Annotated in this window: 15 protein-coding genes and 1 tRNA gene; 5 read left to right on the top strand and 11 right to left on the bottom strand. The window is 71.1% G+C overall.

The window, feature by feature from the left end; all coding sequences use genetic code 11:
- Positions 1 to 2: 2 nt before the first annotated feature.
- From JOM49_RS02000 to JOM49_RS02025, 6 genes are all read right to left on the bottom strand, one after another.
- A complete protein-coding gene (locus tag JOM49_RS02000) occupies positions 3 to 2,315 on the bottom strand; it encodes a helicase-associated domain-containing protein (RefSeq protein ID WP_209662555.1) in 2,313 nt (770 codons plus the stop codon).
- A 221-nt stretch (positions 2,316 to 2,536) separates the two neighbouring features.
- Positions 2,537 to 2,609: transfer RNA gene (locus JOM49_RS02005), tRNA-Ala, on the bottom strand.
- 52 nt (positions 2,610 to 2,661) lie between these two features.
- Positions 2,662 to 3,477 (bottom strand): divisome protein SepX/GlpR, encoded by an 816-nt coding sequence (gene sepX, locus JOM49_RS02010; RefSeq protein WP_209662557.1) that lies wholly within the window; start codon positions 3,475 to 3,477, stop codon positions 2,662 to 2,664.
- Between the two features lie 152 nt (positions 3,478 to 3,629).
- Complete coding sequence (locus tag JOM49_RS02015) at positions 3,630 to 4,286, bottom strand: GNAT family N-acetyltransferase (protein WP_209662558.1); 657 nt, start codon at positions 4,284 to 4,286, stop codon at positions 3,630 to 3,632.
- Positions 4,287 to 4,290: 4 nt separating this feature from the next.
- Positions 4,291 to 5,598, bottom strand: a complete 1,308-nt coding sequence (gene glp, locus JOM49_RS02020; protein ID WP_245369211.1) for a molybdotransferase-like divisome protein Glp — start codon at positions 5,596 to 5,598, stop codon at positions 4,291 to 4,293.
- Entirely contained in the window at positions 5,595 to 6,500 is a 906-nt protein-coding gene (locus JOM49_RS02025) for a UTP--glucose-1-phosphate uridylyltransferase (RefSeq protein WP_209662560.1), read from the bottom strand. The genes glp and JOM49_RS02025 overlap by 4 nt, the downstream gene beginning before the upstream one ends.
- Before the next feature lie 24 nt (positions 6,501 to 6,524).
- Here JOM49_RS02025 and JOM49_RS02030 point away from each other — a divergent pair, with 24 nt between their 5' ends.
- Positions 6,525 to 7,136, top strand: a complete 612-nt coding sequence (locus tag JOM49_RS02030) for a 5-formyltetrahydrofolate cyclo-ligase (RefSeq protein WP_209662561.1) — start codon at positions 6,525 to 6,527, stop codon at positions 7,134 to 7,136.
- Here the strand turns inward: JOM49_RS02030 and JOM49_RS02035 are convergent.
- Entirely contained in the window at positions 7,111 to 7,491 is a 381-nt protein-coding gene (locus tag JOM49_RS02035; protein ID WP_209662563.1) for a VOC family protein, read from the bottom strand. The genes JOM49_RS02030 and JOM49_RS02035 overlap by 26 nt on opposite strands.
- Positions 7,492 to 7,619: 128 nt before the next feature.
- On the opposite strand from JOM49_RS02035, the gene JOM49_RS02040 reads away from it, so the two are divergent.
- The 3 genes from JOM49_RS02040 to mscL all read left to right on the top strand — a co-directional run bounded on the left by JOM49_RS02040 (position 7,620) and on the right by mscL (position 9,680).
- Complete coding sequence (locus tag JOM49_RS02040) at positions 7,620 to 7,967, top strand: FmdB family zinc ribbon protein (RefSeq protein ID WP_209662564.1); 348 nt, start codon at positions 7,620 to 7,622, stop codon at positions 7,965 to 7,967.
- 136 nt (positions 7,968 to 8,103) lie between these two features.
- A complete protein-coding gene (locus JOM49_RS02045; protein ID WP_209672305.1) occupies positions 8,104 to 8,733 on the top strand; it encodes a CpaB family protein in 630 nt (209 codons plus the stop codon).
- A gap of 533 nt (positions 8,734 to 9,266) precedes the next feature.
- Positions 9,267 to 9,680, top strand: coding sequence for a large-conductance mechanosensitive channel protein MscL (gene mscL, locus JOM49_RS02050; RefSeq protein WP_209662566.1), 414 nt, complete (start codon positions 9,267 to 9,269; stop codon positions 9,678 to 9,680).
- Positions 9,681 to 9,691: 11 nt separating this feature from the next.
- Here the strand turns inward: mscL and JOM49_RS02055 are convergent, their stop codons facing one another.
- Positions 9,692 to 9,850 carry a hypothetical protein gene (locus JOM49_RS02055; protein ID WP_209662567.1) on the bottom strand — a complete coding sequence of 53 codons (159 nt, stop codon included), beginning with the start codon at positions 9,848 to 9,850 and terminating at the stop codon, positions 9,692 to 9,694.
- Entirely contained in the window at positions 9,850 to 10,350 is a 501-nt protein-coding gene (locus tag JOM49_RS02060; protein ID WP_113694574.1) for a MogA/MoaB family molybdenum cofactor biosynthesis protein, read from the bottom strand. Before JOM49_RS02060 ends, JOM49_RS02055 begins: the two co-directional genes overlap by 1 nt.
- Positions 10,351 to 10,481: 131 nt before the next feature.
- Here JOM49_RS02060 and JOM49_RS02065 point away from each other — a divergent pair, with 131 nt between their 5' ends.
- Positions 10,482 to 11,528 carry an NAD-dependent epimerase/dehydratase family protein gene (locus JOM49_RS02065; protein WP_209662569.1) on the top strand — a complete coding sequence of 349 codons (1,047 nt, stop codon included), beginning with the start codon at positions 10,482 to 10,484 and terminating at the stop codon, positions 11,526 to 11,528.
- Here JOM49_RS02065 and JOM49_RS02070 read toward each other — a convergent pair.
- The gene (locus JOM49_RS02070; RefSeq protein WP_209662571.1) at positions 11,525 to 12,565 is read right to left on the bottom strand and encodes a sensor histidine kinase; all 1,041 of its coding nucleotides are present in this window, start codon (positions 12,563 to 12,565) and stop codon (positions 11,525 to 11,527) included. The two genes, JOM49_RS02065 and JOM49_RS02070, sit on opposite strands and share 4 nt — an antisense overlap.
- A complete protein-coding gene (locus JOM49_RS02075; RefSeq protein ID WP_209662573.1) occupies positions 12,562 to 13,269 on the bottom strand; it encodes a response regulator transcription factor in 708 nt (235 codons plus the stop codon). Before JOM49_RS02075 ends, JOM49_RS02070 begins: the two co-directional genes overlap by 4 nt.
- Between the last annotated feature and the right edge of the window lie 7 nt (positions 13,270 to 13,276).

The following is a 13,276-nucleotide window of genomic DNA, read 5'->3' on the forward strand; positions in this document are numbered from 1 at the left end:
CATCAGCCCACGGGCGCGACCGATTCGATGTTGGCCACCGTGAATTCTCGCTCCGCGCCACGCAAATGGCACCAGGAGACCAGCCAACGGCCGTAAAGTTGGTTCGGCTGGATTTCCCGCACGGTCCGGTTACCGGTCTTGTTCCGGTAGGTGATCAGCACATCCCGCTCGTGGTCGAGCGCATCGGCCAGCAGGATCAGCTCGGCGTCGGTCAAGCGCGAACCCAGCTGCGCCAGCCGCTCGAACGTCTCCGACGGGGCGCCGTCCTCCCCTTCCGGGTCCGCGAGCAGGTGTTTCGCCAGCTCCGCCGCGCCCAGCCGTGCCCTGGGCGCGGTCCGCGCCAGTGCGCGGCGGGGTCCGGCCGCACGGTGCTCCTGCCGCTGCTCGACGATCACCGTGCCCGTGGCGTCCTCGGCGACCGGAGAGAGTCCCGCCGCACGCAACCGCGCCAGCAGGTCGTCCAATTCGTACGGACTGGACAACACGGTGGGCGCCACCCGCGCCAGCGACAGTTTCGCCAGCGACCGGGTGTGCAGTATCTCGGTGATCATGGTTTCGTCCGCGACCACGCACGAGCGCATTCCCCGCACCCGGACCTTGCCGTGCTGCCGGGCCACATCCGCGATCAGGTACTCCAGCGATTGCGGCAGCGGACGAGCCGAAACCGCCGCCAGTTCGGTGCGCAACCGCTCGGCGGTCCACCCCGCGTCGAATGCCGCCCGGACACTGGCCGGGCTGAACCGCCACACCTCCGCGGCGCCCCGGGCTTCGCTCACGGCGGCTGCTCCGAGCAGCCGAGCGACCGCCACCGTCGGCCGGCCGGACACCACCGCGGTCAGATCCGACTGGAGGATCACCGTGCACGGCGTCTCCACCAGCACGCCGGCCACCCGGTCGGCCAGCCCATCGGCCCCATCCCCCGACTCGGCGTCGGCAGGCCCGCCATCGAGCACAGCCACCAGCTGCTCACCGCAGTCGGTCAGCACATCGGTGGCGACCACGCCCAGCAGTTCCGCCTCCCGCACGGCAGCGTCCACTTTGTCCGGTAACTGCGCGCTTTCATAGCCGTGCAGGGGAAAGAACCAATCGATCTCCGCACCGACGGCCCGAACCGAAAGCCCGTCGCGCGCCGCCCGCAGCAGGGCGCGCCGCAGCGCTCCCGCCTCCGAAGCCGAGGGGAGTTCCTTGTCTCCCTGGATCTCACGGCTGGTCGGTGCGTGCTCCAGGGTGAACCACGCGGTCGCCAGCTCGGCCCATTGCTGAGCCGGCGGCTCCTCCCGCCACCTCTCGTACTGCTCGGTCGGCGCGTAACCCGTGCCCGTCCGGCCCAGCAAGCCGGCCGCATACGTGAGGTCGATCCCCAACGCCAGCAGGTCGGCCGGCAGTGTCAGCCGCGAAGCCAGCCGAGACCGCTCCCGCGGCCCGACGCCACCCTTCTTCAACGCCGCGATCGAATTCGAGCTCGCCTCGTCCAGGAGCGCGGTGACGCCGCTGAGCAGGTCCCGCACCGCTGCCTGTGCGGTGACCAGTGCCGCCCTCGTCTCGACCGCGGCCGGAGCGATCGGTGGCCGTCCGGTCACCAGCAGGTCCTGCTGCGACAACCAGGCCGCGACGCGGACCTCCCGGGGGACCTCCCACCGGTTGTTCACGCGCACCGCCAGTCCCGTGGCAGCCAGCACGCGATCGGCGCTCTCAGCGATGCCAAACGAGGTATAACCGTCGTAGCCGTGGCGCAATTGGTCCACGCGGTCCAGCGCGGGCGCGGGCAGCGCACGCACCACGTCGACCATCGCGCGGACATCGGACACCACCTCGACGAGCCGGGCGACCAACTCCGTTTTGCGCACTCCGGCCGTCTCGATATCCAAGGTCTCGGCCAACGTCCGCAGATCCGCGAGCAGCGCCGACCGCGCGATCGCCGCGAGCGACCGGCCACCGCCGATCTCGGCCGCCCAGTGCTCGGCCAACCGCTCGGGCAGGTGCACCGTCCCGGCCTCCGGCCACGCCAGCCCACGCCCGCACAACTCGTCCAGCGCGACGCGCACAGCCGATTCCGATGCCTCGACGAGGCGCGCCACCGACTCGACCGCGGCAGGCGACCCCAGCGCGGCCACCGCCTGCCCGACCACGAGCGCGTCCCGATCGACCGACCGCAGCGCCACAGCCAGCGATTCCGGCGCACTCAACCGTTGCGCCAACTGCTCGAACCCCCGCGGCACCGGTTCGATCCGCACGTCCGGTCGCGCCCGCAACAGCCCGGTCAGCGCCCCCTCATCCAACCCGGCCAGGTACTCGGCGAACGATCCTGCAGCCATCCCGGCATTGTGCCGAACCCCCACCGCGCCGCCGCACCATCCCCAACGCTGTCGCGAAACACACTGCCCCGCACTCGTAAATCGCGCGCGGGGCAGAACAAGGTGACCACCGACGGGTTCCGGGGGCGAAGCCCTCCGGGCGGGTCTGGGGGTTGCATTCCCAGAAAACACGGCGGAACAGAAAAGGCTCGCGCTCTTCGCGAGCGCGAGCCTGCCATCTGTGGAGCTGAGGGGAATCGAACCCCTGACCTTCTCGATGCGAACGAGACGCGCTACCAACTGCGCTACAGCCCCTGAAAGCTCGTTCAGCATAACAGTGGCTGTGCGCCGCTCGTGGTGGGGGGTCTTATTCGCCGACGGCGCGGCGGAAGGACCGCTGACCTGGGTCGTCGAGTTCGTGGAAGGCGGGGTCCTCGTCCTCCGGGTCGACCACGACGGCGTGCCGGCGCAGGCGGGAGGTGGGCGAGGGCTTGCGTTCCGGGACCTCGCGGCGCGACGGCCGCGGGGCCGCCGGCTCCGCCATCGTGTCCTCGTCGTCGCGTGCGGGCCGTCGGGTGACCCTCGTGCCCGCGCTCAGGCGCGACAACCGGCGCTGCCGGATCTCGCTTTCGATCCGCACCTGCCGTCGCAGGTACGCGAGGTACCCGACGAGCACCAGGTCGATCGCCCCGTGCGCCCACCACACCAGCGGCGTCAGGAACGCGGCCAGCCCGGCGGTGACCACGGCGAGCACCAGCAGGATGACCACCACGCGCTGCCGGTAGGCGTACTTCGCCCTGGCCGCGATCTCGGCGGCTTCCGGGTCGTACCCACCGCGGCCCGGCCGGTACTGGCGGTTGCCCTCGCGCGGCTGCGGCAGCGGCGGCAGGTCCCGGCCCGCGGGCTCCACGTCGTCGAGGTCGTCGAGATCGTCCACCTCGTCTTCGAGGTCGGCGTCGACCTCGTCGTACTCGTCGTCGTCGGCGTCATGGTCGCGCTTCCCGGTCTCGGACATCGCGAACTCCTCTCGCCCCTCGTGGCGTGTGCTCCCGCTCCGCACGACCCTGGCGGCCAACGCGGAGTCGGCGGTGCGCGCGATCTCCTGGCGCTTGCGCGCGATCATGGGCACGAGGACGACGAGCCATGCCGCGGCCAGCGCGACGATGATCAACGAGCTTGGCATCTCCCGTCACCTCCCCCGACGTGAACTCTCCTTCGTTCGTCACGTTAGTCACAGGAGTAACAGATCGCCGGAAGGCTCGCCGGTTCTTATTCCGGAACTTGTCACCGGATTAGGTGAAAACGGTTTGATGTGGTAACGGACCCCCGGCAAGCTCACTCGTAGTCAGCAAGTCCGGCCGCGATCAGCCGAGCGGTGAGCCCGGGGCCTGCTTCTTCCGCGGTCAGGCCGAAGAGCAGGTGGTCGCGCCAGTCACCGGCCACATCGAGGTATCGCTGGAGCAGGCCCTCCTGCCGGAAGCCCGCCTTGGTCAGCACCCGGACGCTCGCGGTGTTCTCCGGCCGCACGGTCGCCTCGATGCGGTGCAGCCCGGACACCCCGAAGGCGTGATCGACCACCAGCGCCACCGCCGCCGTCGCGACGCCGCCCCGGACGGCCGAAGTGGACACCCAGTACCCGACCCACGCGGACCGCAGCGAGGCTCTGATCACATTTCCCACGGTAATCTGCCCGGCGAAGCGGCCGTCGACGGTGATCGTGAACGGCAGGCACTGCCCGCGCCGGGCCAGCGAGCGCAGCGCGGACCACTGCGGCGGCCACGACCAGACCGAATTCCGCTCCGCCCAGGTCCCGGTGCCGCTGGGCTCCCACTCCTCGAGGTGCTCGCGATCCCGCAACCGCGTGCGGCTCCACTCGCCACCGTCGCGCAGGCGCACCGGCCGCACCACGACCACACCCGCGGGCACCCGGAGGGGGCCGAGCTTCGCCGGCCACCCGGGATGCCGGCCTTCGACGCCGTAGAGCTGCGACACCCCGTCAGCCGCGCTGCGCCAGGAAGGTCACCTTCACCTCGTCGCCCGCGGCCACTTCGGTGAGGTCCTCGTCGATGTTGATCAGGCAGTTCGCCTCCGCCAGCGAGGCCAGCAGGTGCGCGCCGGAGGTGCCGAGCGGCTGCACCAGGTACTCGCCGTTGGCCTCGTCCCGCAGCAGCTGCCCGCGCAGGAAACCCTTCCGCCCCTTGGTGGAGGTGATCGGCGACAGCAGCCGCGCGCCGACCACGCGGCGGTGCGGGTTCCGCGTGCCGCGTGCCGCGCGGATCAACGGGCGCACCAGTACCTCGAACACCACCAGCGCGCTCATCGGGTTGCCGGGGATCAGGAACGTGGGCACCGCGTCCGGGCCGAGCCTGCCGAACCCCTGCACGGAGCCGGGGTGCATGGCCACCCGCGTCAGGTCGATGCGGCCCAGCTCGGACAGCGCCGCGTGCACCTCGTCGCCGGAACTGCCGCCGGCACCACCGGCCACCACGACCACTTCGGACATCAGCAGCCTGCCTTCGACCACCTCGCGCAGCCGCTTCGGGTCGCTCGCGACGATCCCGACGCGGCTCACCTCGGCTCCGGCGTCGCGGGCCGCGGCGGCCAGCGCGTAGGAGTTCACGTCGTAGACCTGCCCGACCGACGGCGTGCGGTCGATGTCCACCAGTTCGTCCCCGACGGACACAATGGACACCCGCGGCCGCGGGTAGACCAGCACCTTCGCCTTGCCGACCGCGGCGAGCAGGCCGACCTGCGCCGAGCCGATGGTGTCGCCCTGGCGCACCGCGACGTCGCCGATCTGCACGTCCTCGCCGGTGCGCCGGACGTACCCGGCCGACGGCACCGACTTGTGCACGGTCACCTTCGCGTGGTGCCCATCGGTGTAGGCGGTGGGCACCACGGCGTCGGCGAGCGTGGGCAGCGGGGCGCCGGTCGCCACGCGCACGGCCTGGCCCGGCTGCAACCGGCGCGGCTGTCTCGAGCCGGCCGGGATCTCGCCGACCACCGGCAGCTGCACCGGTTCCTGGCCGGCCGTGCGCACGTCCACGCTGCGCACCGCGTACCCGTCGACAGCCGCCTGGTCGAAGCCGGGCAGCGCGTGCTCGGCCACGACCTCCTCGGCGCACAACAGCCCCTGCGCCTCCGAGATCGCCACGCGCACCGGCCGCGGGCGTACCGCGGCTTCCAGTGCGAGGGCGATCTGGGCGTCGACGGAGCGGAACTCGGCGAGTTCCTCCGCGACACCCTCCGCTGGCGCGGCGGGTTTCGGCGCGTCGGGGACGTCAGGCGCGTCTGGGGCGGTCATCGGCTCGCGTTCTCGATTCGTTCGGTCAACCAGGTGCGCAGCGACGGCCCGTACTCCGGGTCGTCGAGCGCGAAGTCGACGGCTGCCCGCAGGAAACCGCCCGGGTTCCCGAGATCGTGCCTGCCGCCGCGGTGGACCACCACATGAACCGGGTGCCCCTCGGCGATCAGCAGGGCCACCGCGTCGGTCAGCTGGAGCTCCCCGCCGGAACCGGGGGTGATGCGGCGCAGCGCGTCGAAAATGGCCCTGTCCAGCAGGTATCGCCCGGCCGCGGCGTAGGTGGACGGCGCGTCCTCCGGCTTCGGCTTCTCCACCATGCCGTGCACGCGCTTCACATCGGGGTCCTCCGTGTCGGTCACGTCGAACACCCCATAGGGGGAGATCTGCTCGCGCGGGATGTCGAAGGCGCAGAGCACGCTGCCGCCCTCCTTCGCCCGCACCGCGGCCATCCGGGAGAGCACGCCGGTCGGGAGCACGAGGTCGTCCGGCAGCAGCACGGCGACGGCTTCGTCCTCATCGGTGAGGTTCGGTTCGGCCTGCGCGACGGCGTGGCCCAGGCCCAGCGCCTGCTTCTGGATGGCGACGTCGACTTCGAGCAGGGCGGGAGCGCGGCGGATCTTCTCGAGCAGGTCGGTCTTGCCCTTGGCGGACAGGGTTTCCTCGAGCTCGGGGGCGGGCCGGAAGTAGTCGACCACCGACTCCTTGCCCGGCGAGGTGACGATCACCAGGCGCTTCGCACCGGCTTCGGCGGCCTCTTCGGCGACCAGCTCGATGCCCGGCCGGTTGACCACCGGCAGCAGCTCTTTCGGCACGGCCTTGGTGGTCGGCAGGAATCGAGTGCCCAGCCCGGCGGCAGGCACGATGGCGGTTCGGAACGTCTGCGTGATTTCGGCGCCCGTCATGGGCGCAAAGCCTAACCTGAGCTGGTGCGGACGGCGGGCAATGAGCACCTGAGCAAGGCGGAGTGGCGCGAAAGACTCACCGGAGCGAGGTCGGCCGTGCCGACCGCGCGCCGGGTGGCCGAGGCGGGCGCGCTGGCCCGGCACGTCGCCGACCTGCCTCACGCGACGACCGTGTGCGGCTACGTACCGTTCGGTTCGGAGCCGGGCTCGCTCGCGCTGCTGGACGTGCTCCTCGCCGCGGGTTCACGGGTGCTGCTGCCGGTGGTGCCGCCCGCGCCCGGGCCACTGGACTGGGCCGAGTACACCGGCTCGTCGTCGCTGGCGCCGGGCCGGTTCCGGGGCGTGCTGGAACCCACCGGTGACCGGCTGGGCGAGTCGGCCGTCGAGCTGGCCGAGCTGGTCCTGGTGCCCGCGCTCGCGGTCGATCACCACGGCGTCCGGCTGGGCCGGGGCGCCGGGTTCTACGACCGTTCGCTCGGAGCCACCTCGCGCGCTGATCTGGTCGCGATCGTGCGTGACGAGGAGCTGGTGCCACGACTGCCCGCCGAACCGCACGACGCCCTGATGAGCGGCGTCCTACTGCCCGGACGTGGCCTCGTCCGCCTTCCCCTTACGCTGCCGGAATCTGCTTCTTGAGCAGGCAGAACACATTGCCCTCCGGGTCGGCGAGCACGTACCAGCTCTCCTCGCCGGTCTGTCCGCAGTCGGCGTGGGTGGCCCCGGCCGCGAGCAGGCGGGCGAGTTCGGCTTCCTGGTCGCGGTCGGTCGGGCTCACGTCGATGTGCAGGCCCAGCTTGGCGGGCTTGGGGTCGGTCGAGGCGTTGAGGACCAGCGTCGGCTGCGGCCCGCCGAACCCGGTGTCCGGCGGCCCGATCTCGATGTCGTCGCCCTCGCGGCCCAGCTCGACGTAACCGAGCACCTCGCACCAGAAGGCGGCCAGCCGTGCGGGGTCGTGGGCGTCGAGCACGAGTTCACTGATCCTGCATGCCATCGTGGGAACCTACTTTCCACCAGGTCAGAGCGGTGTGACGAACACTGGTTTGCGCTGGGGGAATGATCTGAAGCACAATTGGGGTTAGCACTCTTGAGCCCCGAGTGCCAATGTCCGAAGGAGCAGCTGTGCCCACGTACCAGTACGCCTGCAAGGAGTGCGACCACCGTTTCGAAGCGGTCCAGTCGTTTTCCGACGACAGCCTGACCGAGTGCCCACAGTGCACCGGTCCGCTGCGCAAGCTTTACGGTGCCGTCGGCGTGATCTTCAAGGGGAGCGGTTTCTACCGCAACGACTCGCGTTCCGACTCGAAGTCCAGTTCGTCCTCGACGTCCTCGAAGCCGGCGGAAACCGCGGCCAAGAGCGACTCGAGCTCGAGCAAGAGCGACTCGTCCGGTTCTTCTTCGACCACCTCCTCGGCGTCGTCTTCGTCCTCTTCCAGCAGTACCACGACGAAGACCGCCGCCGCTTCCTGATCCCCCGAGTTGTCCACAGGCGACGAGTTGTCCACAGGTCCCACCTGAGCACCTCGCCCGCCCCACCCCCGCGCCCTAACGTCGAAAAGGCGCGGGGGATCACCAAGCCGATCCCCCACCGGACAACGGGGGCATCGTGCACCTCTTCGAAGACCTGGCCGACCGCCTGAACGCGCTGGTCAACAGCCGTCGCCTGCGGATATCACTGGCCGCGCTGCTCGCGCTGAGCGCCATCGCACTGGCACTCTCACCGGTGCTCATACCACCCGGCCCGGCCGGCGAACCCACCTTGGTCGCCGCGCGCGATCTGAGTCCGGGCACCCTGTTGGCCGCAGCTGACACCAAAGTCATCCACATCCCCGGCGAGCTGCGCCCGTCGGGTGCGCTGTCCGGTTTCCGCGAGTCCGGCGAGCGCCTGCTGACCAGCGCGGCACGCGCCGGTGAACCCCTCACGGATGTCCGCCTGGTGTCCCCGTCGCACGGCCCGCCCGGCACCTCCACCGTGCCCATCCGGCTGGCCGACCCGGATGTCGCCGACCTACTGCACCCGGGCACCCGTGTGGACGTCGTCGCCGCCGACGCTCACCACCGGCAACTGGCCTCCGCCGTCACCGTGGTCACCGTCGTCGCCCCCACCGGCGACTCCCCGACACTCCGCTCGAACGCCACCAAAGGCCCGCTGGTCCTGATCGCCGTCCCCACCGAGGCCGCCACCCCCCTCGCCTCCGCCGCCCTGGACACCCCCGTAACCATCACCCTCCGCTAACCCCGCCTGCCCCCAACGCCCCCAGCCCATCCGTGCCCAGCCCCCTGACGCACCCGCCCCACCCACCATCCATGCCGCACCCAGCACAGCCGCACTTCGCCACGCCACTCACCTCGCCACCCCGCCTAGCCCCGACGCCGTCTCCCCCTCTTCCGCCCTTGCCCACCAGCGACGCCCCTCGCCACCAATATGGAACTCACCGCCTGAACGCGAAGTTCGCACGCCTGAACGTGGGGTTCGGGTGCGCGAACGTGGGGTTCGGGTGCGCGAACGTGGGGTTCGTGGGTGGCCGAAACACACGTTCAGGCGGCCGAACTCCACGCTCAGGCACGCGAGTCCCACACTCAGGACGCCGAACCCCACGTTCAAGAAGCCGAACCCCACGCTGGGGCAGGTGAGTTCTGCGTTCGGGAGGGCGCCGCGCTCGGGCTGGCGAGGTTCGCGGGTGAGCGGGTGGGTTCTGGCGCGCCGGGGAGTGCGGTTGCCATTACGCTCCGGTGGCGATTGGTCCCCGCCGGAAAGGAGAAATACCTGTGCTCAAAGGTTTCAAAGACTTCCTGATGCGCGGCAACGTCGTCGAGCTGGCGGTGGCGGTCGTCATCGGCACGGCGTTCACCGCGATCGTGACCGCCTTCACCACCGGGCTGATCAAGCCGTTGATCAACGCCATCGGCGGGTCGGACGCCGCCCAGGGGCTGGGCTTCTACATCTTCGCCAGCAACCAGGGCACCTTCCTGGACTTCGGCGGCGTGCTCAACGCGGGCATCAACTTCCTGATCGTCGCCGCGGTGGTCTACTTCCTGTTCGTGCTGCCGCTGCAGAAGGTGCAGGAACGCCGCAAGCGCGGCAAGGAGACCGGCCCCAGCGAGCCGACCGACGTCGAGTTGCTCAAGGAGATCCGCGACCTGCTCCGCCAGCAGCAGCGTGACCACCACGACACCGACTGAGGACGCGAACCTCAGCGATCGTGGTGGGGCGGCCGGTTCTCGTGGTACCAGCTGTCCCGGTCGCCGCCGGGGGGATCCGGGTCGCGTTCGTCGGAGGTGGTCTCCGGCAGCACGTCCCCGAAGATCTCCTCGACCCGGCGGCGATCGCGGTCGGCCGGTGGTTCGGTCATCAGGACTCGTTCAGGCCGGAGAGTTCGTCGATCACGTAGGGCACCAGCGCCGACAGCGTGGCCATGCCGTCGCGCACCGCGGCCCGCGAGCCCGCCAGGTTGACCACGAGCGTGCTGCCGGACACCCCGACCAGGCCCCGCGAGATACCCGCGTCGACCGCGCCGGCGGCCAGGCCGGAGGAACGCAGGGCCTCGCCGATCCCGGGGATCGGGCGGTCCAGCACACCGGCGGTGGCGTCGGGCGTCACGTCGCGCGGGGACACGCCGGTGCCCCCGACGGTGACCACCAGGTCGGCCCCGCCGATCACGGCGGTGTTCAGCGCGTTCCGGATGGCCACGGTGTCGGCGTGCACCACCACGGTGCCGTCGACGATGAACCCGGCCTCTTCCAGCAACTCGGTGACCAGCGGACCGGCGGTGTCGTCGACCTCGCCGTGGGCGGCACGGTCGTCCACGATCACCACAAGGGCACGGCCCAGCCGTTGTGCACTGCGTTCCATGTGCCCACCGTAGCGCTAATCCGCACCACGCGATCACCGCGCGTCTCCCGGCCGCCGGGGATGTGACGGAAGTCTGACGGATGCCTCGCGACGCTGCCGCGAAGCCACCGCCCGCCCCTAGCGTGACCGGCGTGCGAGTACTCCTCACCGGCGGCGCCGGGTTCATCGGCTCCCACATCGCCGACCAGCTCACCGAGGCGGGCGACGAGCCCGTCCTCCTCGACAACCTCGCCCCGACCGCGCATGCGCGGGACACCCCGGACTACCTCGGCGAGCACCGCTTCGTCCACGGCGACGTGACCGACGCCGACCTGCTCGCGGAACTCCTCCGGGGCGTGGACGCCGTCTGCCACCAGGCGGCGATCGTCGGGCACGGGGTCGACCCGTCCGACGCACCCGCCTACGCCTGGCACAACGACTACGGCACCGCCGTCCTGCTCGCGGCCATGCACCGCGCGGGCGTCGGCAAGCTGGTGCTCGCCTCCTCGATGGTCGTCTACGGCGAGGGCCGCTACGCCTGCGCCGAGCACGGCACCGTCCCGCCCGCGCCCCGGCTGAAGTCCGATGTGGACGCCGGACGGTTCGAGCCCCGATGCCCCCGCTGCGGCGCGCAGCTCGAATCACGGCTCGTGCCCGAGGACGCGCCGCTGAACCCGCGCAGCACGTACGCCGCCACCAAGCTCGCCCAGGAACACCTGGCCGGCGCCTGGGCCCGGCAGACCGGCGGCCAGGTGTGGGCCCTGCGCTACCACAACGTCTACGGCCCACGGATGCCGAAGAACACCCCGTACGCCGGGGTCAGTTCCCTCTTCCGCTCGGCCCTCGAACGTGGCGAAGCACCGACCGTGCTCGAGGACGGCCGTCAGCGGCGCGACTTCGTGCACGTCGACGACATCGCCAGGGCGAACGTCCGAGCCCTGTACGCCGAGCCGCCCGAGGAGATCACCGCGGTCAACATCTGCTCCGGCGTACCGCACACCGTCGGCGACCTGGCAGAAGAACTGACCCGAGCATGCGGCGGCCCGACACCGCGCATCATCGGCGGCGCGCGCCCGGCCGACGTACGCCACGTGGTCGCCGACCCCGCACTCGCCGAGAAGCTGCTCGGCTTCACCGCGAGCGTCGGCTTCGCTGAAGGCGTGGCCGACTTCGCCACCGCCCCCTTGCGAGGCTGCTAGACCGCCAGCGGCAGGTGCACTTCGAAACGGCAGCCGGGGCCGTGGTTGCGCACCAGGATTCGGCCCTTGTGTGCCTCGACCAGACCCTTCGCGATCGCCAGGCCGAGCCCGCCGCCCGCGCCGTCGCGCTCCGGCGTCCGGGCTCGCGTGCCGCGGAAGGCGACGTCGAAGACCCGGCCGATCTCGTCGTCGGGGATGCCGCCGCAGCCGTCGTCGACCGCGATCAGCGCCTCCGCGCCGTCCACCCCGATCTGCACCGCGACCGTGCCGTCCGGCGGGGTGTGCCGGATCGCGTTCGACACCAGGTTCCGCACGATCCGCGCCAGTTCCGGGTCGCTGCCGCTGACCACCGGCGCCCCTTGCGCATACGCTTCGACGCGCACGCGTTTCCGGTGCGCCACCGGGGTTTGCGCGGCGATGGTGTCGCTGACGACGTCCTGCAGCGGTACCGCGGACATGGTCAGCCGCAGCGCGCCCGCGGTGATCCTGGACAGCTCGAACAGGTCGTCCACCATGCCCGACAGCCGGGTGGTCTCGCCGCCGATCCGCTGCGCGTATCCGGCGACCTCGGCGGGCTCGGACACCACGCCGTCCGCCAGCGCCTCGGCCATCGCGCGGATCCCGGCGAGCGGGCTGCGCAGGTCGTGGCTGATCCACGCGACCAGCTCGCGACGCGACGCCTCCGCCGCGCGCTCCCGTTCCCGCGCTTCCCGCTCCCAGACGCTGCGCCGCGCGATCGCCCGGCCGAACAGGATCGCGCAGGGCACGGTCACCAGCGCGACCAGCAGGCACACCAGCAGCATCGTGGTCAGCGTGGAGTTGAACATGAACCCGCTGACCCCGAGCACCCCGGTCAGCGTGGCGACCAGCGGGATCAGCACCAGCACGGTCAGCGTGCTGGCCAGCGAACCGCGGCGCAGCCGGTAGAGCAGCAGCCCGCCCACCACGGTCACCGGCAACGCGAACAGCAGCGCGAACGGCAGGATGTGCCACGCGTGCGTGAGCATGGCGCCGAAGGATTCGTCCGACTCGATCATCGCGCGGCCACCGGGTCGTAGCGGTAGCCGACGCCCCACACGGTGGCCACCCGCACGGGTTTCGCCGGTTGCGGCTCGATCTTCTCGCGCAACCGTCGCACGTGGACGGTCACCGTCGACTGGTCGCCGAAGTCCCAGCCCCAGACCTTCTCCAGCAGATCGCTGCGTGAATAGGCGGTGCCGGGGTGGGTCAGGAAGAAGGCCAGCAGGTCGAACTCGCGCGCGGTCAGCGGCAGTTCGACACCGCCGAGCGTGGCGTCCCGCGCGGTGGTCCGCAGCACGAGATCCCCGTCGCGCAGTTCCTCGGCAGGCGTGACGGGACGGCTGGGCATCCGCGCCCGCCGCAGCACCGAGACCACCCGCAGCGCCAGCTCACGCGGGCTGAACGGCTTGGTCACGTAGTCGTCGGCGCCGAGTTCGAGCCCGGCGATCCGGTTCTCCTCCTCGCCGAGCGCGGTCAGCAGCACCACCGGCACCTGGCTGGTCCGCCGCAACCGGCGGCACACCTCCAGCCCGCTGATGCCCGGCATCATCACGTCGAGCACCACCAGGTCGGGCGCCCGCTCGGCGAACGACCGCAGCCCGTCCTCGCCGCTGCCGGCGACCTCGACGGTGAACCCGGCGACCTCCAGGTACCGGCGCACCACGTCGCGCACGGTCTCGTCGTCGTCGACCACGAGCACGCGACCGCTCTCCTGCGTCATGCCAGCT

The sequence above is a fragment of the Amycolatopsis magusensis genome (assembly GCF_017875555.1).
Lineage (GTDB): Bacteria > Actinomycetota > Actinomycetes > Mycobacteriales > Pseudonocardiaceae > Amycolatopsis > Amycolatopsis magusensis.

What these genes read in the sequence shown, in the direction of transcription:
- JOM49_RS02000 (WP_209662555.1), bottom strand. Translation starts at nt 2,315, where the DNA reads ATGGCTGCAGGATCGTTCGCCGAGTACCTGGCCGGGTTGGATGAGGGG.
- sepX (WP_209662557.1), bottom strand. Translation starts at nt 3,477, where the DNA reads ATGCCAAGCTCGTTGATCATCGTCGCGCTGGCCGCGGCATGGCTCGTC.
- glp (WP_245369211.1), bottom strand. Translation starts at nt 5,598, where the DNA reads ATGACCGCCCCAGACGCGCCTGACGTCCCCGACGCGCCGAAACCCGCC.
- JOM49_RS02025 (WP_209662560.1), bottom strand. Translation starts at nt 6,500, where the DNA reads ATGACGGGCGCCGAAATCACGCAGACGTTCCGAACCGCCATCGTGCCT.
- JOM49_RS02035 (WP_209662563.1), bottom strand. Translation starts at nt 7,491, where the DNA reads ATGGCATGCAGGATCAGTGAACTCGTGCTCGACGCCCACGACCCCGCA.
- JOM49_RS02055 (WP_209662567.1), bottom strand. Translation starts at nt 9,850, where the DNA reads ATGACCGAACCACCGGCCGACCGCGATCGCCGCCGGGTCGAGGAGATC.
- JOM49_RS02060 (WP_113694574.1), bottom strand. Translation starts at nt 10,350, where the DNA reads ATGGAACGCAGTGCACAACGGCTGGGCCGTGCCCTTGTGGTGATCGTG.
- JOM49_RS02070 (WP_209662571.1), bottom strand. Translation starts at nt 12,565, where the DNA reads ATGATCGAGTCGGACGAATCCTTCGGCGCCATGCTCACGCACGCGTGG.
- JOM49_RS02075 (WP_209662573.1), bottom strand. Translation starts at nt 13,269, where the DNA reads ATGACGCAGGAGAGCGGTCGCGTGCTCGTGGTCGACGACGACGAGACC.